The sequence below is a fragment of the uncultured Marinobacter sp. genome, assembly GCF_963974375.1.
GTDB lineage: Bacteria > Pseudomonadota > Gammaproteobacteria > Pseudomonadales > Oleiphilaceae > Marinobacter.
On sequence record NZ_CAXBDN010000058.1, the window covers coordinates 1 to 18,395 of the forward strand.

The 18,395-nt window shown below is 58.1% G+C and carries 16 protein-coding genes and 1 pseudogene; 12 read left to right on the forward strand and 5 right to left on the reverse strand.

Translation table 11 applies throughout. From position 1 onward, the window contains the following. Positions 1 to 1,171: methyl-accepting chemotaxis protein (locus AAC035_RS07000; protein WP_339801770.1), on the forward strand; the 1,171-nt coding region annotated here is incomplete at its 5' end. Positions 1,172 to 1,197: 26 nt separating this feature from the next. Here the strand turns inward: AAC035_RS07000 and AAC035_RS07005 are convergent. Then, entirely contained in the window at positions 1,198 to 1,521 is a 324-nt protein-coding gene (locus tag AAC035_RS07005) for a DUF3301 domain-containing protein (protein ID WP_339801773.1), read from the reverse strand. A gap of 300 nt (positions 1,522 to 1,821) precedes the next feature. Here AAC035_RS07005 and AAC035_RS07010 point away from each other — a divergent pair, with 300 nt between their 5' ends. The 7 genes and pseudogenes from AAC035_RS07010 to AAC035_RS07040 all read left to right on the forward strand — a co-directional run bounded on the left by AAC035_RS07010 (position 1,822) and on the right by AAC035_RS07040 (position 9,328). After that, positions 1,822 to 2,859, forward strand: coding sequence for a diguanylate cyclase (locus AAC035_RS07010; RefSeq protein WP_339801775.1), 1,038 nt, complete (start codon positions 1,822 to 1,824; stop codon positions 2,857 to 2,859). 12 nt (positions 2,860 to 2,871) lie between these two features. Next, positions 2,872 to 3,516 (forward strand): annotated as a pseudogene (locus AAC035_RS07015) (EAL domain-containing protein); the annotation flags it as partial. A 99-nt stretch (positions 3,517 to 3,615) separates the two neighbouring features. After that, the gene (locus AAC035_RS07020; protein WP_339801778.1) at positions 3,616 to 4,665 is read left to right on the forward strand and encodes an AraC family transcriptional regulator; all 1,050 of its coding nucleotides are present in this window, start codon (positions 3,616 to 3,618) and stop codon (positions 4,663 to 4,665) included. 69 nt (positions 4,666 to 4,734) lie between these two features. Next, the gene (locus AAC035_RS07025) at positions 4,735 to 5,250 is read left to right on the forward strand and encodes a DnaJ domain-containing protein (RefSeq protein WP_339801781.1); all 516 of its coding nucleotides are present in this window, start codon (positions 4,735 to 4,737) and stop codon (positions 5,248 to 5,250) included. Positions 5,251 to 5,330: 80 nt separating this feature from the next. Beyond that, the gene (locus AAC035_RS07030; RefSeq protein WP_339801784.1) at positions 5,331 to 6,275 is read left to right on the forward strand and encodes a sensor domain-containing diguanylate cyclase; all 945 of its coding nucleotides are present in this window, start codon (positions 5,331 to 5,333) and stop codon (positions 6,273 to 6,275) included. A 2-nt stretch (positions 6,276 to 6,277) separates the two neighbouring features. Then, entirely contained in the window at positions 6,278 to 8,104 is a 1,827-nt protein-coding gene (locus AAC035_RS07035) for an SLC13 family permease (protein WP_339801787.1), read from the forward strand. A 90-nt stretch (positions 8,105 to 8,194) separates the two neighbouring features. Next, on the forward strand, positions 8,195 to 9,328 hold the full coding sequence (locus AAC035_RS07040; protein WP_339801790.1) for a glutathione S-transferase family protein: 1,134 nt from the start codon (positions 8,195 to 8,197) through the stop codon (positions 9,326 to 9,328). A 24-nt stretch (positions 9,329 to 9,352) separates the two neighbouring features. On the opposite strand, the gene AAC035_RS07045 is transcribed toward AAC035_RS07040, so the two are convergent. The 3 genes from AAC035_RS07045 to AAC035_RS07055 form a co-directional block, all read right to left on the reverse strand. Further along, on the reverse strand, positions 9,353 to 9,682 hold the full coding sequence (locus tag AAC035_RS07045) for a hypothetical protein (protein WP_339801794.1): 330 nt from the start codon (positions 9,680 to 9,682) through the stop codon (positions 9,353 to 9,355). 11 nt (positions 9,683 to 9,693) lie between these two features. Continuing rightward, positions 9,694 to 11,022 carry an FAD/NAD(P)-binding oxidoreductase gene (locus AAC035_RS07050; RefSeq protein ID WP_339801796.1) on the reverse strand — a complete coding sequence of 443 codons (1,329 nt, stop codon included), beginning with the start codon at positions 11,020 to 11,022 and terminating at the stop codon, positions 9,694 to 9,696. An 80-nt stretch (positions 11,023 to 11,102) separates the two neighbouring features. Next, positions 11,103 to 11,921, reverse strand: a complete 819-nt coding sequence (locus tag AAC035_RS07055; protein ID WP_339801799.1) for a secretin N-terminal domain-containing protein — start codon at positions 11,919 to 11,921, stop codon at positions 11,103 to 11,105. Between the two features lie 435 nt (positions 11,922 to 12,356). Between AAC035_RS07055 and AAC035_RS07060 the strand changes: the two genes are divergently transcribed. Together AAC035_RS07060 and AAC035_RS07065 are read left to right on the forward strand one after the other, a co-directional pair. Beyond that, positions 12,357 to 13,379 (forward strand): 3-deoxy-7-phosphoheptulonate synthase, encoded by a 1,023-nt coding sequence (locus tag AAC035_RS07060; protein ID WP_339801813.1) that lies wholly within the window; start codon positions 12,357 to 12,359, stop codon positions 13,377 to 13,379. A gap of 98 nt (positions 13,380 to 13,477) precedes the next feature. Beyond that, a complete protein-coding gene (locus tag AAC035_RS07065) occupies positions 13,478 to 14,920 on the forward strand; it encodes a dihydrolipoyl dehydrogenase (protein WP_339801802.1) in 1,443 nt (480 codons plus the stop codon). An 18-nt stretch (positions 14,921 to 14,938) separates the two neighbouring features. On the opposite strand, the gene AAC035_RS07070 is transcribed toward AAC035_RS07065, so the two are convergent. Further along, positions 14,939 to 15,211 (reverse strand): DUF2061 domain-containing protein, encoded by a 273-nt coding sequence (locus AAC035_RS07070; RefSeq protein WP_339801804.1) that lies wholly within the window; start codon positions 15,209 to 15,211, stop codon positions 14,939 to 14,941. 302 nt (positions 15,212 to 15,513) lie between these two features. On the opposite strand from AAC035_RS07070, the gene AAC035_RS07075 reads away from it, so the two are divergent. Next, on the forward strand, positions 15,514 to 15,987 hold the full coding sequence (locus tag AAC035_RS07075) for a Dps family protein (protein WP_339801807.1): 474 nt from the start codon (positions 15,514 to 15,516) through the stop codon (positions 15,985 to 15,987). Between the two features lie 197 nt (positions 15,988 to 16,184). Continuing rightward, complete coding sequence (locus AAC035_RS07080; RefSeq protein WP_339801810.1) at positions 16,185 to 18,086, forward strand: choice-of-anchor I family protein; 1,902 nt, start codon at positions 16,185 to 16,187, stop codon at positions 18,084 to 18,086. Positions 18,087 to 18,395: the final 309 nt, after the last annotated feature.

The window sequence follows — 18,395 nt, forward strand, 5'->3', positions numbered from 1 at the left end:
GGATCGGATGACCCAGATCCGGCTTCTGATGAACGAAATCCGGGACAGCGAAATTGCCTTGCTGGTTGAAAGACGTAATCAGGCCACGGCTGATCAGCGCTGGTTTTCTACCTTGCAGATTGGTTCTGCGGTGCTGGCACTGGTGATCGGTGTGCTGACGGCTGTCCTGGTCGTCCGCTACATCCGTCGGCGAATGGCCTATATGAAAGAAATCGCGGAGGCCACTGCTGACGGCGACCTCACTATCCGTATTGATCAGAGCAGTCGTGATGAGGTAGGTGAAGTCCTGGTCTCCATGGCGCGGATGCAGGGCAGCCTGCGGGAAATGCTGGGCACCATTTCTCAGGGGTCGGCGGAGCTGCGTCAGGCGGCCGGCCGGATTGCCACCGCTTCCTCCCAGACCGCCAGCAGTGCCGGTCAGCAAAAGGATGCCTCCGGCAATATGGCCGCGGCCATGGAGGAACTGTCGGCCAGTATCGAGGATGTATCCCGCAATGCCGAGGAGGCCAATACCAATTCTGCCCGCTCCGGGCAGCTGGCCACCGATGGCTACCGGGTGATCAACCACACCATCGAAGGTATGGGAAAAATCAGCGATACCGTCAGCAAGGCATCGGCGGACATTGCCGAACTGGGCAAGAGCTCCCGGGAGATATCCACCATTATCAGCGTGATCCGCGAGATCGCCGACCAGACCAACCTGCTGGCACTGAATGCCGCCATCGAGGCGGCACGGGCCGGCGAGCAGGGGCGTGGTTTCGCGGTGGTGGCGGATGAAGTCCGCAGCCTGGCGGAGCGTACGTCCCGATCCACCGATGAGATTTCGAGAATGATCGAGGGCCTGCAGAAGGGCGCCGAACAATCGGTCAAGGGCATGGAAGGCGCGGTTACGCTGGTGGCCGAAGGGGTTGATCTGGCCAACAAGGCAGGCACCTCCATGGACGACATCCGCAAGAGCGCCGAGCAGGTACTGGAAGTGGTTCACGTGATTTCCAACGCCCTGAAAGAACAGGCCGGCGTCAGCAACGATGTCGCCAGCAGTGTGGAGCAGATTGCCGGCATGGCCACCGAGAACGCCGATGTGGCCACCGAGAGTTCCGCCGCCGCAGAACAGCTGACTCAGCTTTCAGAAAGCCTGGATTCAGCGGTACGGAAGTTCAGGCTGAACTAGTGCAGCCCGGAGCCCCACCGCTACAATCAGTATTCGAAGCGGTGAGGCTCCAGTTCAATCTTCTCGATGTGTGGCCCCAGCATGATAATGCGGCCCATGTAGCGCTCTTCACCGGTGGTGGTGAAGTCAAACAGAAAACGCCGCCACACCCTCAGCTTGCCTGCCTTGTCCCGCTTGAACCAGAGTCCCCGCAGATACACCGCATCGTCCAGCAACATCACATCCATTCTGGTGCAGTGCTTCTTCACTGCAGTCAGGACAGAGTCCTTGATAGCCTTGGCTTTCCACCAGTACCAGATCAGAAATCCGGCCAGCAGTATCCAGGTAATGGTAGAAAGGGAAAGATGCACGTGTTGTTTTCCGCAAATGATCAGGCGAAAACAGGCTACACCCAAACCGGATCTTTTTCGAGCGACGTTCAGGTATTTGCGGGTTGAGTGGTTTTAGCGGTGTGTCTGGTCAAAAGGTGTGTGCGAAGGGCAGGTGGTCCATGGTTAAGGGCTTTGTCGAAATGCTGTCCAGATAATGCAAAACATCGCCAACTTTCAGGAAGTGTCCGCAAATTTGCAACATATGGCTAGGGTGAAAGTGGCTTTCGCATAAGCTGAGGAGACGCAGGGGCGTTAACAACAATGACAGGATGTACGGTCATGGCTATTCCCGGACAAGACAACTTCCAGAACCTGGTGGAAAGCCACCCGCGGGCAATGATGCTGGCAACACCCGAGCCGCGGATTATTTACGTCAACCGGATGTTTGAGCGCATCACCGGCTTCCGGCGCGATGAAGTGGTGGGCGAAAAGCCTTCCGTGCTCAGCTCAGGGTTCCACGGGCCGGAATTTTATCGGGAAATGTGGTCCCGCATTGGTGTCAAAGGCCAGTGGGAAGGTGTGGTCTGGAATCGTCGCAAGAATGGAGAAACCTATCCCCAGTGGCTTATGGTCCATCAGATGCAGGGCAGCGATGGCGCCATGTATGCCGGTATGTTCATGGATATCGGGGACCTGACATCCTTCGAGGAACGTCTGGCATCCATGGCGTACTACGACGCGCTCACCGAATTACCCAATCGTGCACTGTTTCTGGAGCTTCTGGAGCTCTGTATTGCCCGTCGGCGCGATTGCGGCGGTCCCTTCGCGCTGCTATTTATTGATATGGATTATTTCAAGGACATCAATGATATCCATGGTCATGCCATTGGCGACCTGCTGTTGCAGCAGGCAGCACTGTGTATTCGCAGCGTATTGCGGGAGGGTGACGTGGTGGCCCGGCTGTCTGGTGATGAGTTTGCTGCAATGGTCGAACTGGACCCCGATGCCAGTGATGAACAGCTCAATCAGCTCTCGGTGCGGTTGATTAACGCATTTCGCTCTCCGTTGCTGGTCAATGGCGTAGAGCATTTCATATCGGTTTCCGTGGGCGCCTCCCGGTTCCCCGCAGACGGCGGAACCGGCAGCGAGCTGCTGCAGCGGGCGGACAAGGCCATGTATCAGGCGAAACAGTCTGGTCGGGCCCGATTCCAGCTCTACAGCGACGCGCTGGTCACGGTCAAGGAGGAGGACCAGCGCCTGGCCCGGGCACTTGTCGTCTCCCTGAAAACAGCGCCGGCCGAGTTTTCAGTGGTGTACCAGCCTCAGTACAACCTGAAAACCGGACAGGCTGACGGAATGGAAGTGCTGATCCGCTGAAACCACCCGGACTTCGGTCCGGTGTCGCCGGCCCGTTTCGTGCCCCTGGCGGAAGCCCGGGGACTGATTCATGAGCTCACGGAACACCTGGTCCGCTGCACGCTGGCGGACCTGTGGTCGTTGACCCGTGCGCCCCGGCCCGGGCTGCGTTTTGCAATCAACGTATCAGCCCGGCAGATCAGCGATGAACGCCTGGATGGATTGCTGATACCACTGTTCGAGCAGATTCAGCGCCTCGACTGGTTGCCGGAGCTGGAAATCACCGAAACCAATCTGATGAATCTGTCCCGGACCGCTCTGGATCGGCTGAGACATCTCAGGGGGCAGGGTATTCGCATCGCCATTGATGACTTCGGTACGGGCTATTCGTCACTGGCCTACCTGCACTCCCTGCCGATTCAGGCCATCAAGATTGATCGCCAGTTCGTAGCTGGACTGACCCCGGAAAACCCCGGCTGCAGCGAGCAACGGATCGTCTCCGCCATTCTGGCTCTGGCGGAAGCGCTGGAGCTGGAAGTGATCGCCGAAGGTATTGAAACGGTGCATCAGAAAGAGCAATTGCTGGCGCTGTCCTGCACCCGGGGCCAGGGTTATCTCATGGCCCGCCCTGTGCCCTGGGACTGCCAGCTGCTGAGATTGCTTGATATCAGTCAATAACCGGTGAAGTAGTCGGGTTACCCACTGGATCTTTGCAACAAACGGCTATTAATAAAGTCGTTTTAGTAATAAAAGCTCTGTCCAGCAGGAGAGAGCACCATGGGAAATGAACAACCCGCACTGGCACCACTGGAACGGTATCTTCGTCTGACCACCGCCTCGCCGGTTCAGTGGCTGGCGGCATTGCGCCTGCTTAGCGGTAGTGAGCAGCTCACCCTGTGCACCTCTCAGGCCGCGGGATTCAGCGCCAGTTTATCCCGGCTTGAGCTCGATAAGGGCCGCGTTTGTGGGATCTTCGTCAACCGCAGTGGTTACATTTACGGGATGAATGCCGACTCCCTGACCCTGGTATCGATTCTTGATGGTCAAGCGCGTCTGCGCGATGCCAGTGGCCGGCAACTGGACTGTGGCGCCGGCCATTCATTCCTGATGTCGCCGGGACAGCGGTTCGATATCGAACTTGAGGGCCCCACCCGGGCGCTGGTCGTTCAGTACCCGGGCCAGCCTGGCCATCTGCCTGACGGCATGTCGCTGTTGCCCGGCTGTATCACCAATCGGGTGGCCCGATACCTGAGCCAGGCGAAATTCTGGTTGTCTCATCACAATGCTGCTCGCTGCACGAACGATATGCTCGCCGATATTGAAAACATGCTCCGGGGAAATGACGCTGTTGATTCTGATCACAGCTTTCCGCTGCCTTCTGGAAGCCAGGAGCCAGATCGTCGGATACAGAAAGTGATGGAGCTCATGGAACAAAAAAGTGACGGTCCCTTTGAGCTGGAAACGTTATCGTCACTGGCCGGTGTCAGTACCCGTAATCTCTATTACCTCATGCGCAAGCATATGGGTGTGACGCCCTACGGCTATTTCCAGTCGCGCCGGTTGCTCCGGGTCCGCAAGGCGCTGCTGGCCTGCCAGTCAGACGCGCCGACGGTGTCGTGGCACGCACTCAGCGAGGGTTTCTCTCACCTTGGCCGGTTCGCGTCGGTATACCGCAATCAGTTTGGCGAGAACCCCCGGGAGACGCTCAAATGGCGGGAATCACTGGCACAGCATATTGCCGAGGCTCAGCCTGTGGATGCTGCGGGCTGTGATTTCGACCTTTGTCTGACGTCGCGGGCCACCCGCCATGATCCAGATAATCCCTGAGGCTTCTGTCATGCCCTTGTCAGCCAGTGCGTGTAGAATCAGAGTCTGATCTCTACAGGCTGACGGACTATGCAACTGATTATCGGGCTTGGGCTGGCGATTCTGCTGTTTGTGCTGCTCAAGAAGTGGGGGGCCCTGGACCCGCAAAAGAAAAAGGACGCCACCTGGAAAGTCTTTATGGGTGTCGCCGGCGCCTTGCTGTTGTTCATGATTCTGACGGGGCGGGCCCATGTGCTGACCGCCGCCTTCGCCGCACTGATTCCACTGGTACGTCGTTTACCTTCGCTGCTGCGCTATGTACCCATGGCTCGCAAGATGTTTGGCCAGGCATCCCCGAATGACAGCGCCGGGGAGGAGCAGGCACGCTCCCGGGCGCCGTCTGCCAGCGGCCAGCTGTCGGTCAGGGAAGCTTGTGAGATTCTGGGGGTAGAGCAGAACTGCTCTCGGGAAGACATCATCACCGCCCACCGCCGGCTGATGCAGAAAATCCACCCGGACCGCGGCGGGAACGATTATCTGGCGGCCAAGGTCAACGAGGCCAAGGCAGTGATGCTGGCCCGGGTTGATAAGAACCGAAGTCTCTGATCACGGCCTGAGAGTCAGGCTTTTTCTGGTTTTTCCGCTAGAGTAGTGTTACGTCGTAAGTCCACAGTGAGAAACCAGTCATGACCCATGAACTGCCCGGTTTGATGACCCCCGACAGCGCGGTCTACAAGACGCTGCTGGAGTCCACCAAAGCCATTCCCTGGAAGATCGACTGGAAAACCATGCAGTTCGCCTACATCGGACCCCAGATTGAGGCGCTGCTGGGCTGGTCCCGCGACAGCTGGCTGAGTGTCGAGGACTGGGCCACCCGTATGCATCCGGAAGACCGGGACCGGGTGGTAAATTTTTGTGTCAGCCAGTCAGAGTCTGGCATCGACCATGAGGCGGATTACCGGGCTCTGACAGCCAGTGGCGACTATGTATGGATCCGGGATGTTGTCCACGTGGTGCGTGATGATGAAGGCGGTGTTGAGGCACTTATCGGATTCATGTTCGATATCGGTGAACGCAAGAAAACCGAAAATGAACTGATTGCACTGCAGAAGAAACTGGAGGAATACTCTTTCAAGGACGGCCTTACCGGCGTCGCCAACCGGCGCATGTTTGATACCGTGATGGAGGAGTCCTGGAGTCACGCCTTGCGCCATCGTCGACCCTTGTCTCTGATCATTCTCGATATTGATTACTTCAAGCAATACAACGATGTCTATGGCCATCTTCAGGGTGACGAATGTCTCAAGACGGTGGGTGCGCTACTGTCGTCAGCTGCAACCCGGGCCAGCGATTTTGTTGCCCGCTTTGGCGGTGAGGAGTTCGTGATCGTGCTGCCGGAGACGGATCAGGCTGCTGCGGAAAAAGTCGCCGAACGCTGTCGGCAACTGATCTTCAAGGAACAGATTCCCCATGAGGCTTCTCCGGTGAGTCAGGTGCTGACCGTAAGTGTAGGACTGGGAACGACTATTCCCGGTAGGGAGGACGACTTGCAGGCCTTCATCGGGAGTGTGGATAGCCAGCTTTATCTGGCCAAGGGCAACGGCCGCAACCGGGTCATGCGAACTGGATGAACATGACTCAGGATCAGGGAATTATTCTCGCCATTCTGGCCGGTACGGTGGTGATGTTTCTGTGGGGCCGCTGGCGCCACGATATGGTGGCACTTGGCGCGTTACTGGCCTGTGTTTTTGCGGGGCTGGTGCCGTCGGCCTCGGCGTTTGAGGGCTTTGGCCATCCTGCTGTCATTACTGTGGCTTGTGTGCTGGTGCTGAGCCACGGCTTGCAGCGAACCGGTGCTGTGGATGTGCTGATGCAGCGGGCACTGCCCGGCAATCTGGGACCGATGCTGACCATTGCCTCGCTGTGCGGGCTGGGTGCCGTGTTGTCGGCGTTCATGAACAATGTCGGGGCCATGGCCCTGCTGATGCCGGTGGCGGTGCAGGTGGCCCGCAAACATGATATAGCGCCGGGCAAGGCGCTTATGCCGCTGGCATTTGCCACCATTCTCGGGGGCATGACCACGCTCATCGGTACACCGCCAAATCTGATTGTTTCCGGATTTCGTGCCGAGGCCGGGCTGGGCAGTTTTGGTATGTTCGACTTCGCCCCGGTGGGAGTCGCGGTGGCACTGACCGGCGTGCTGTTTGTTGTCATCGCCGGTCGTTTTCTGGTGCCGGTCCGCGAGGAAACCGGAGTCGGCAGTTTTGATATTGGCACCTATCTGACCGAAGTGACGGTGGTCGAGGGTGGCAAGGCTGACGGCAAGTCCCTGCGGGAGCTGGAGCCGGACCTGGAGGAAGCCGATGCCCAGATTGTCGGCATGGTTCGTAACGAATTCCGGGTGTCGGCGCCCAATACCCAGCGTATCCTGCGCCCCGGCGACATTCTGGTGCTGGAGGCGGATCCGGAGGCGCTGGCCGGTATTCTCTCGGGTATTGGTCTGCGGATGGAAGCCGAGGAAGAGTCTGAAGAGGAGGCCTCGGACAGCGATGGCGATCAGCCGGATGCGAAAGAAAACGAGGACCACGACAAGGATACCAGCGACGACACCGAGCTGCAGGAACTGGTGGCCATGCCCAATTCGGCACTGGTGGGGCGTTCTGCCGACCAGCTGTCTCTGCGAGCCCGTTATAATCTGAACCTGCTGGCCATTTCCCGGGACGGCATGCGTTCTATCCGGCGGCTGCGCTCCACTAGTATTCAGGCCGGTGATGTCCTGCTCATGCAGGGTAGCCCTGAGGCCCTGTCCGGCTTTTCTTCAGAATTCGGATGCGCGCCCCTGGCCAAGCGCTCCATCAACATACCCGATAAGCAACAGGCCATTGTGGCGGCGCTGGTAATGCTGGGGGCCATCGGTGGCGCGGCATTGGGGCTGGTGCCCGCTGCGATCTCGTTTGCGGCTGGTGTACTGGTGTTTATGGCCATGTCTATCGTACCTTTGCGGCAGGTTTACAGTTCCATTGACTGGCCGGTGATCGTCCTGCTGGCGGCGCTGATACCGGTAGCCGGAGCCATGGCCACCACCGGCGCGGCGGATCTGGTGGCTGGCGTGTTGCTGGACACTCTGGCGCAGGGCAATGCCGTGATCGCAATTGTCGCCATCCTGGTGGTCACCATGGTGCTGTCGGATTTCATGAACAACGCGGCCACTGCTGCGGTGATGTGTCCGATTGCCATCAGCACGGCCAGCCAGCTGGATGTGAATCCGGACTCGTTCCTGATGAGTGTGGCCATCGGCGCCTCCTGTGCCTTCCTCACCCCCATTGGCCACCAGAACAACACCCTGATTCTGGGACCCGGGGGCTTTCGTTTCGGTGACTACTGGCGTCTCGGTTTGCCGCTGGAAGTGTTGGTGGTGGCCGTCAGCGTGCCGATGCTACTCTGGGTCTGGCCGCTGTGATTGCAGCCCACTTTCCCGTAACCGGCATTGCTGCTATGTTTTCGACCCCCGACGCTGTAAACACAAACGATCAAGGAAAGAGGGCTCCGCATGCAATCATCCCCATCAGGCTATCGGCTTTATGGTGTGCCCCATTCGCTGTATACCGGCATTGCCCGCTGCTATCTGCGTACCCAGGGGATCGCCTACACTGAGCTGGCACCGAATCACCCGGATTTCGCGGAGCGGATTCTGCCGGTAATAAAGCGGAGCATCATCCCGGTGCTGGAAACGCCGGACGGAGAGTTCATCCAGGACAGCCTCGACATCATCGACCACTTTGAACAACAGGGCGTCGCCTATCCCGCCTATCCGCATGGCACGCTGCAAACGGTGCTGGCGGTAATCATCCAGTATTATGGTACCCAGTCCATGCTTCGCCACGCCATGCATTACCGCTGGAGCGTGCGAGACCAGCAGGAGGGCTTTCTGCGGGATGCGTTTGCCGCCGGCGCGGGAGAGGCCATGGCGGAAAAGGTGATGGCTCGCATGAACAGCTACCTGCCCCGGCTGGGCGTGACCGTGCAATCAGTGCCTGTTATCGAGCAGTCCTATGAGGAGCTACTGGCGATTCTTGAAACTCACTTTGGCGAGCACCCCTATCTGTTGGGTGGCCGGCCATCCATTGCTGACTATGGCCTGATTGGGCCCATGTTTGCTCACCTGGGTCGCGACCCGGTGCCCTCGCACCTGATGAAATTGAAAGCGCCCAAGGTGTTTCGCTGGGTCGAGCGGATGACCGCTCCGGGCCTGGATACACCCGAGTACCCGGGCTATGGTGATGACTTCGTCGCTGATGATCAGGTGCCGGAAACTCTGCGGCCCTTGCTCGCCCATATCGCCAGCGAAATTTTTCCGGAGTTGACTGACAAACTGGCGTTCATGGACGCAGCCATCGCGGAGCACAAACCCCGGGATGGTGACCCGGTTTCGGAGAAGCCCCACCAGCGTTACATAGGACTGGTGGACACCCGGTATCGCGGTGTGCCGGTGCAGGCCGGCGTCGAACCCTATCTGATGTATGTGCTGCGGCGGGCTGATCACGCCCTGGCTGGCGCCAGTGATCAGGATCGCGAGCGGGTAATGGCATATCTGGGCCAGCTTGGTCTGGCAGAGGCGGTGCCCGGAGAGCGTGGCTACTCGGTGACCCGCCGGGGGCAGATCGAGGTGTGGGAGAGGCACTGAGGTGCCTCTCCGTTGCTTTGCCTGTTAACGTCGAATCAGGTAGCTCAGCGGGTGAAACAGCAGCAGGGCCGCGATCGCCAGGCCGACCAGAGCGGCTGACAGCATCACCCAATCGAACACTGTGGTGACGTAGGTCAACCGGGAGTGGGTAAACCAGGGTATCCAGACCAGGCCGGAAAGGCCCGCCAGTATTGCCAGAACCACGGCGGGTTTACTGGCGTGCCGGGTAAACCGATAGCCACCCATACGTGCCACTACCTGAACCAGAATCAGGGCGGCCGCGGCGATGATAATCAGCCAGAGAAACGGCGCCAGGGCATACTGCAAAATGGTGAGAATGCTGGTGATGGTCATGGCTGTGCTCCTCAGGCTCTGCCTTCAAGAACGGCGTAGTAGGCGGGTTGCAACATCCGGTCCTTGAAGGTCCAGGTGGCCCAGGACTCCTCTTTCGGATCGATGAACGGAAAGGACGGCAGAAACTCCATGTCGTAACCGAATTCCACCGGCATGGCCTTGCCAATACCCGTAATCAGTGGGCAGGAGGTGTAGCCGTTGTGCTTCCTTGGCAATGGCTGATTCTGGATGGCGGCAATCAGGTTGGCTTCCACAATGGGCGCCTGGGCTTTGACACTGGCCGCCGTTTTGTTGATGGGAGCACCGATGACATCGCCGATACCAAAGACTTCCGGATAGCGGTTGTGTTGCATGGTATACATGTCCACATCCAGCCAGTTCCCGCCAAACCTGCCTTCCTCATTAACCAGGGCGCTGTTGCGTACGGCGTCGGGGGCGCTCATGGGCGGGACCACATGAATGAAGTCGTAATCCCGTGTGACGGTGGAGCCGTCGCCCAGGGTAAAAGTGGCGGTCCTGTCCTGCGGTTGTATGGCAGTCAGAGTGTGGAAGCTGTGGCGGTTGACGCCTTGTTCCGCGAACCGTTGAATGACAAAGTCATTCACCCAGGGCTGGCTGAATACACCGCCACCCGGGCTGAAGAAATCCACCTGGAACTGGTCACGGTTGCCGGTAGCCTCCAGCCGGGACAAGGTGGTGAGCGTCATCTTTAACGGGGCGCCGGCACACTTCACCGGTGTCGGTGCGTGGACGAAAATGCCCTGGCCTTGCCCCCTGGCGATCCACTGGTCAATCAGGTCGCGGGTGCGGGTCGCGCCTTCCAGGCTGGCGTAAACACTGCCGATGCCGTGCTGACCCACCAGGTCCGCCGACATGCCCTCAATTTCCTCGTAATTCAGCTGTATGCCGGTTGCCACTACCAGGTAGTCGTAGCTCAGTGTCTCGCCATTGGCCAGGGCTACCGTCCGGTTATCCGGGTCGAGCGCAGTGGCGCTGCTGCGGATCCAGTCCACATTGCCCGGCATGAACTGACTGTTCGGCCGTACGGTTTTTTCCGGTTTCCAGACGCCCGAGGCTACCAGCGTCCAGCCGGGCTGGTAGTGGTGAGTCTCGCGGGCCTCGACGACGGTAATGCTTGCTCCGTTCAGACGTCGGGACAACCGGTTCGCAACAGCCATACCACCCGCTCCGGCACCAATAATGACAATTCTGGCGCGGGTATCAATGGTGTTCGCAGTCAGTCCGGAAGATGCCAGAAGGGCCGCAGCGCCTGCACCGGTACTGAATTGCAGAAAACGGCGACGGTTGAGATCCAGGGAAACAGGGGATTTATCGTTCATCAGTCAGCTCCGTAAAGCCCAGCAGATAATTATTATGGTTATAACGATATACCCGTTCTTTTGCAGTGTCGGTGACTTTGTCACCGAAGCACCTCCACCTTCACCTCAAAGCGCTGATTCGCCTGCTGGCCACCGCTGGTCTGGTAGGTGATGCCTGAGTCCCGGCCCTGCTGGGTGGTGCGAGCGCTGCCCAACTCGACCCATTCACCCGCAGCGACCCGACGAATGGTGACCACTGCTTCGGTGTCGTAGCCGGGTATTGCGTCCCGGGGATCATCTTCAAAGGCCATGATGTTCAGCTCGATCTGAGCTTCAGAGATCACCTGCGGGGTCACTACAAAGCCCTGGCGGGTTTCGACCTGCTGCAGCAGCACGGCGGGATTGCGTCCACCCTGCAGCACCACTGGCAAGGTGCGAACCTGACCGGAGTGAATATGGGCAGACTGTCCGTCCTGAATCATCAGCTGGCGCTCACTGTCACGGCGGGTCGTGGTGGTGCGGCTTTGGCCCTGAATGCTGACAACTCCGCCGTGGGCACTGACCCCTCCGCCCCGGCGTTGCACATTGTCATGCTGGCCACTGCGCACGGTGATCCGTAGCTGTCTGGGGGCCACATCCATGGTGCCGATGAGGGTGCCGATTTCATCCAGAACCTGCGGATATCCGCGGGCTATGAGTTGATTGCCCCTGGCGGTCAGCGCCACTTCCTCCACCGGGTACAGGTCGCGGAGCTGGTGGGCAACGTCCTGAGCCGGACGGTTGTTCAGTTGATAGGTCCGGGTTTCGGTAGCCGCCAGCACCGTGCCCGACCAACAAAGCAACACCAGGGCTGCGAGAACGACAGCCAGAATGGCGGTGGGATCAGTGCCTGGAATAAGTCGGGTACGCGCAGCCGGCATGGTTGCCTCCGTGGTTCCGTGCAAAAAATGAGGGTTTCCGGTTGCACTTGCGGAAACCTGAAGGGTATATTGAAAACCATGAACACCACAAACGCACCCCAGATCAAGAATATTATGATGCCTCTCGCAAATGCGGCGGCGGGTGCGGCCGTGTATTTCTGGTGGTTTTTTGGTTATGGCTTTTATTTTAGCCAGAGCCGAGGCCGCCTGTAATACCCACCAGAGACTCTCTGGAAAGATTTCAGGAAAGGCAGCCCGGCTCAGAAACCCAGGCTGCCACCGGACTCCTAAAGCCCCGACTGGTAGCCCAGCCGGGGCTTTTTCGTTTAGCCCGAACCAGTAAACGAAACAGGAAGAATAAACATGAACATGCTGCTGGATGTCCGGAGCACTGAAGAGGCAAAAACCGTGAACGCGCAACTCACCGAAACAGACATGACTGCAACCCCCGGTCGTAAGGCGCATCCGCTGCCAACACCGGCAGAACTGCGTGGGCGTTTCCCGGTAGCTGACTATCTGGGCCGGCAGATTCAGCAGCACCGCCAGGCTATTCGGGATATTCTGGCGGGGCGGGATTCGCGGCTGCTGGTGGTCATTGGCCCCTGCTCCATTCACGATGAAGTGGCTGCGCTTGAATACGGTGAAAAACTGGCGGCGCTGGCGGATGAACTGAGTGACCGGGTATTGCTGGTGATGCGGGCCTACCTGGAAAAGCCGCGAACCACCGTTGGCTGGAAGGGGCTGCTGTACGATCCGCAGCGCACCGGGGAGGGTAATCTGCATGAAGGCCTTGAGCGTTCAAGAGCCCTGTTGCTGAATCTGGCGAGCCTGGGACTGCCACTGGCCACCGAAGCCCTGAGTCCGATGGCAATGGATTACCTGGACGATCTGGTGAGCTGGACCGCTATTGGTGCCCGCACCACCGAGTCCCAGATTCACCGGGAGCTGGTCAGTGGTCTGCCCATGCCCGTCGGGTTCAAAAATGGCACCGACGGCTCCGTGGGGGTGGCGGTGAACGCCATGAAGTCCGCTGCCCACGGCCATCACCGGCTGGGCATCAGCGAACATGGAATGCCCGCCATGATCACCACGGCCGGCAATCCGGATACCCATCTGGTGCTGCGGGGTGGTCGTGGTGTCACCAATTACGATGTGGCCAGTATCAGCGCAGCCATGGCTGAGCTTGAACAGGCCGGCGTCAGTACTTCAGTTATGGTTGATTGCAGTCACGATAACGCCTGCAAGCGGCCCGAGCGGCAACCGGACATCGCCCATGAGGTGATGGCGCAGCGCAAATCCGGCAACCTGGCGATTCGTGGCCTGATGGTTGAGAGCTTCCTTGAACAGGGCCGCCAGGACGACCAGGGTGAGCTTGCTCATGGCCAGTCGATTACCGATCCTTGCCTTGGCTGGGCGCAGACAGAAACCCTGTTGCGTGATCTCGGCGAGAGTTTCTGATGTACTGGATTTACCCGGGGCACGTCTGCTGTCGCTGAAAGTGTACCGGGGCCAGCTGTCAAACCTGATACAGGCCATCCGTACCAAGGGAGAGTGTTGTGGACAAATGCAAGGTAGATGTTGCCATCATCGGCGCCGGTACTGCCGGCATGGGGGCTTATCGTGCCGCCCGGGCCCACACCGAAAATGTGGTCATGATTGAAGGCGGCCCGTTCGGTACCACCTGTGCAAGAGTCGGATGCATGCCCAGCAAGTTATTGATTGCGGCGGCAGAGGCGGCCCATGACATGAAGCATGCGGAGCTGTTCGGGGTTTATCCGGGCGACGTCCGTATTGACGGCAAGGCGGTTATGGAACGGGTCCGGCGTGAGCGGGACCGGTTCGTGGGTTTTGTTCTAGAGGCGGTAGAAAGCTTTCCTGAGAAACACCGTCTCAAAGGGCATGCCCGTTTTCTGGACGCTCACCGGTTACAGGTTGCGGAGAACTGCGAAGTTGAAGCCGGGCGCATTATCATTGCGACGGGTTCCAGGCCCAATATTCCCCAGATGCTGAAAGCGGCCGGTGACCGGCTTATTGTCAACGATGACGTGTTCAGTTTTGACGACCTGCCCGACTCGGTTGCGGTATTCGGGCCCGGAGTCATCGGCCTGGAACTGGGGCAGGCCCTGAGCCGACTGGGAGTCAGGGTCAGGATGTTTGGTGCAAGCGGTGGCCTGGGAGCGATCCGGGATGAAAAAATCCGTGATTATGCCCTGCAGGTTTTCAACGAGGAGTTCCCTCTCGACCCGGCCGCCAGCGTCAGTTCGGTCGAACGCACGGAGGAGGGTGTGGCGGTTACCTTTGAGGACGGTGACCGGGGTACGGTAACCGAAACCTTTGAGTACCTGCTGGCCGCGACCGGTCGTCGCCCCAACGTGGATGATCTCGATCTGCAGAATTCGGATCTTGAACTGGATGACCGGGGGCTGCCCCTGTTTGACCGGTATACCCTGCAGTGTGGCAGCAGTCATATTTTTATGACGGGTGACGCCAATAATGACCTGCCACTGTTGCACGAAGCGGCAGACGAAGGACGAATTGCGGGTGAAAATGCGGGTCGTTACCCCGAGGTGCGGGCCGGATCGCGTCGGGCTCCCCTGGCCATCGTTTTCACGGACCCGCAGATAGCGGTCGTGGGCATGAATATTCAGCAGGCCCATGACCATTGCGGTGGATGCTTTGAAGTGGGTGAGGTGTCGTTTGAAGGACAGGGCCGCAGTCGGGTATTAGGTAAAAACAAGGGCCTGTTACGGGTTTACGGCGAGCGTGGCAGTGGATTGTTCCTTGGCGCCGAAATGTTTGGACCTGCGGCAGAGCACCTTGCCCATTTGTTGGCCTGGTCCGTACAGAACCGCATGACAGTCCCGGATATGTTGGGTATGCCGTATTACCATCCGGTAATCGAAGAAGGTCTGCGGAGCGCCCTGCGGGATCTGAATCGACGTTTGCTGATGGGGCCGGAATCTGTCGAGCGTTGTCTGGACTGCGGACCTGGCGCCTAGTGTCCCCTGGATCAGTGCTCAGAAGATGGTCCCGGGCAGGTCCGGTGCACGCCGCCGGGCCTGGTCCCTGAGGGCCTTTTTCGCCCACAATTTCTCGTGGAAAAAGTAGGCCACAGTGTTGATGGCAGGTTCAATCATGGCGACCAGGCTGCCGATCAGGATATCGCCGGTCAGCAGAAACACCACTGCGAAGGCGACGGTAAAGTGGGTCAGGGCGAAGGTAATCGTCTTGAGCAAAGAGTTGTCACCTTCGCTGCCGTGATTGTGAACAAACACTTTTAACGCACTCATGAAAACTCCCATCACTGACTGGCTGTGAGTCCATTTAAAGACGATTGATAACTATTGTTAAGTAAATTAACTCTTAAGTTGTGATAGTCTTGGGTTATCGATCGCCGTGGGCAGTTCAGGGTCCGGCATCACTCGCGGCCCAGGCCGGCTTGCCGGATAAAGGCTGACTATAGCCGGCATTGACTGGTATCACTTCAACGGCCATCGTCCGGGCGTTATAGTAATGAACATCCACTGGAGTCGTAACCGATCGTCACCATTGACGAATATGGTATCGACGATGCACTGAAAGGAGTCCTGTTATGGGCACAAACTTTATTGGGCTGGACACAGCAAAAACGCAGAAGCTTGCGGATTCACTGAACGATCTGTTGTCCAACTACCAGATTTTCTATATGAATGTCCGTGGTTACCACTGGAACATCAAGGGCGACAATTTTTTCGAACTGCATGCCAAGTTTGAAGAGCTGTACAACGATCTGCTGTTGAAAATCGATGAAATCGCAGAGCGGGTACTCACACTCGGGCACCGCCCGGCCCACGCCTACAGCACCTACATCGAAAAGTCCCAGGTGCCGGAGCGCAAGGACGTTTCCAATGGCAAGGAAGCGGTCGAGAATATTGTGGACAGCTTTGCCAAGCTTATCGGCAAGCAGCGCGAACTGCTGGCACTGGCTGGTGAGGGCAGTGACGAGGGCACCGTAGCGCTGATGAGTGATTACATCTCGCAGCAGGAAAAAACTGTGTGGATGTACCGCAGCTACCTCGGTCAGTAAGTCGGGTTGCTGATTGCCGAAAACATCCGGTGAATCTGGTGACGGTAAGTGAAAAATGGCGCCCATTCGGCGCCATTTTTTTTTCTTCAGCCTGGCCTGTCTGCAGACAAGAATTTCAGGTGTCATATTTCAGTCACTGGCCTGACATGTAAGCTCTATATAAGACAGGGTTCAACCACTATTCCTGAGGTGTACGGATGAACCCCCAAACAATGACGTTCAAGCCGGCTCTGCTAGCGCTTGGAATCACTGCAGTACTGCTGACAGGCTGCAATTCTTCGGATAATGACCGTCAACAGGATAATGATGAGCAGGCAAGCCCGGTAGCCGGATTGTCACTCAGCTTCCTGGGCCGATACAGCTCCGGAGTATACGATGCCAGTGCTGCGGAAATTACCGGGTTTGATCCGGCTAGCCGTCGCGGTTTTGTGGTCAATGCCCAGCTGGTACTTGATGTGCTGGATCTGAACGACCCGGCCAGTCCGGGGCTGCTGCAGTCGCTTGAGGTTACTGACATCGCGCCGGACGCGGTGGTAAACAGTGTGGCAGTGCAAGGTGGCCTGGTGGCCGTGGCCATTGAGTCATCCCCCAAAACCAGCAACGGATTTGTGGCTTTGTATGATGCCGACACCCTTGCGCTGCGGGATTCCATTGCGGTCGGCGCCCAGCCAGACATGCTGGTGTTTACACCGGACGGCAAGTATCTGCTGGTGGCCAATGAAGGCGAGCCCAGCGACGACTACCAGGTGGACCCGGAGGGTTCCGTGTCAATTATTGATGTCACCGATCCGGGCAATCTGACCGTCCGCACCGCTGACTTCACGGCCTTCAACGTTCGCAAGGATGAATTAACCGAAGCGGGTGTGCGGATATTCGGCCCCGGCGCCACCGTGGCTATGGATCTTGAGCCGGAATACGTCACCATTAGTGACGACAGCCTGACCGCCTGGGTTGCGATGCAGGAAAACAACGCCCTGGCGAAGGTCGATATCCTGCGAGGCGAAGTCACCGATATTTTGCCGCTGGGCTACAAGGACCACGGTGTTGAAGGACAGGGGCTGGATGCCAGCGATGACAACGCGGCCATCGATATTCGCCCCTGGCCGGGTCTGTTCGGGATGTACCACCCGGATGCCATTACCAGTTACACGGTCGGCGCCGAAACCTTCATACTCACGGCCAATGAGGGTGATGCCAGGGCATGGGGCGAGGATAACGCCGCTTACTGGGGGCCTGAGGATGCTACTGATCCCGCCTATGGCGGCGACGCCAGTCAGGGTTTCGTAGAGGAAATCCGCTTCAAGCACCTGTTCCATCGGGATGGGTTTGCGCGTCGTCTGGGCGATGATATGCCTCCCCAGTTGTACGCACAGGCCAAAGGCGCTCTGCTGAATCCGGACGTGTTTTCCTACTGCGGGGCCTCCGCAGGCGAACCGGGCAATTGCCGTGAAGACGATCAGTTGGGTCGTTTGACGGTGACCTGGACCATGGGGTATCGCACCGACGACAGCGGTGATCCGGTCATGTTCAATGCCAGTGGCGCAGAAGATCCGGCAGGTGACCGACTGATGTACGACGAGGTTTACGCGTTTGGTGGCCGCTCCATGGCGATCTGGAATGCTGATGGTGAGCTGATCTGGGACTCCGGCGATCAGATTGAACAGTACCTCGCCAGTGACGAGTGCAGGGCCGGCGCCGACCGTGATATTCCCTGTGCGGACTTTTTCAACTCAAATCACAGTGCCGGTGATGCGTTTCTGAGCCGCTCAGATAACAAAGGGCCTGAGCCTGAAGCAGTTACCGTTGCCCGCTTTGGCGATCGTGCCTTTGCATTCCTGGGGCTGGAGCGAATGGGAGGCATCATGGTATTCGACGTGACCGACCCTGCGGCGCCCTTGTTCATGGACTACATGAACAGCCGTAACGAATGGCTGCTGGATCCGGAAACCAACCTCGCCACGGTGGGTGATCTGGGCATCGAGGATATAACGGTCGTGTCTGCGGAAGACTCGCCCACCGGATTGCCCTTACTGATCACCGGGAATGAGGTCAGTGGCACCACCGCCATTTACACCATTGAATTGCAGTACGCTGATTGATGTTCGCTGGCCCGGGTCTTTCTGACCCGGGCCAGGTTCACTGCTCCGATGCTATTTCCCCGCCAGATCGCCCCCTTTTTCCAGCGTTTTCCCAGTAAAGACAGGTCAGGAAGACTTGGTATGACTCGTCTGCGGACATTTTCATAAAACTGACACATTACCTTAACCATTCGTTCATAGAACATCTCCATAGTGGCAATCACAAAATTCAACACCGATCGACAACGATCACCATGGGAGAAAAAACGAATAAAAAAGGGGTATACGGATTTAATGGTTGATGGGGCACCTTCACCCCATCAATCTGAT

What these genes read in the sequence shown, in the direction of transcription:
- AAC035_RS07010 (WP_339801775.1), top strand. Translation starts at nt 1,822, where the DNA reads ATGGCTATTCCCGGACAAGACAACTTCCAGAACCTGGTGGAAAGCCAC.
- AAC035_RS07020 (WP_339801778.1), top strand. Translation starts at nt 3,616, where the DNA reads ATGGGAAATGAACAACCCGCACTGGCACCACTGGAACGGTATCTTCGT.
- AAC035_RS07025 (WP_339801781.1), top strand. Translation starts at nt 4,735, where the DNA reads ATGCAACTGATTATCGGGCTTGGGCTGGCGATTCTGCTGTTTGTGCTG.
- AAC035_RS07030 (WP_339801784.1), top strand. Translation starts at nt 5,331, where the DNA reads ATGACCCATGAACTGCCCGGTTTGATGACCCCCGACAGCGCGGTCTAC.
- AAC035_RS07035 (WP_339801787.1), top strand. Translation starts at nt 6,278, where the DNA reads ATGACTCAGGATCAGGGAATTATTCTCGCCATTCTGGCCGGTACGGTG.
- AAC035_RS07040 (WP_339801790.1), top strand. Translation starts at nt 8,195, where the DNA reads ATGCAATCATCCCCATCAGGCTATCGGCTTTATGGTGTGCCCCATTCG.
- AAC035_RS07045 (WP_339801794.1), bottom strand. Translation starts at nt 9,682, where the DNA reads ATGACCATCACCAGCATTCTCACCATTTTGCAGTATGCCCTGGCGCCG.
- AAC035_RS07050 (WP_339801796.1), bottom strand. Translation starts at nt 11,022, where the DNA reads ATGAACGATAAATCCCCTGTTTCCCTGGATCTCAACCGTCGCCGTTTT.
- AAC035_RS07055 (WP_339801799.1), bottom strand. Translation starts at nt 11,921, where the DNA reads ATGCCGGCTGCGCGTACCCGACTTATTCCAGGCACTGATCCCACCGCC.
- AAC035_RS07060 (WP_339801813.1), top strand. Translation starts at nt 12,357, where the DNA reads ATGACTGCAACCCCCGGTCGTAAGGCGCATCCGCTGCCAACACCGGCA.
- AAC035_RS07070 (WP_339801804.1), bottom strand. Translation starts at nt 15,211, where the DNA reads ATGAGTGCGTTAAAAGTGTTTGTTCACAATCACGGCAGCGAAGGTGAC.
- AAC035_RS07075 (WP_339801807.1), top strand. Translation starts at nt 15,514, where the DNA reads ATGGGCACAAACTTTATTGGGCTGGACACAGCAAAAACGCAGAAGCTT.
- AAC035_RS07080 (WP_339801810.1), top strand. Translation starts at nt 16,185, where the DNA reads ATGAACCCCCAAACAATGACGTTCAAGCCGGCTCTGCTAGCGCTTGGA.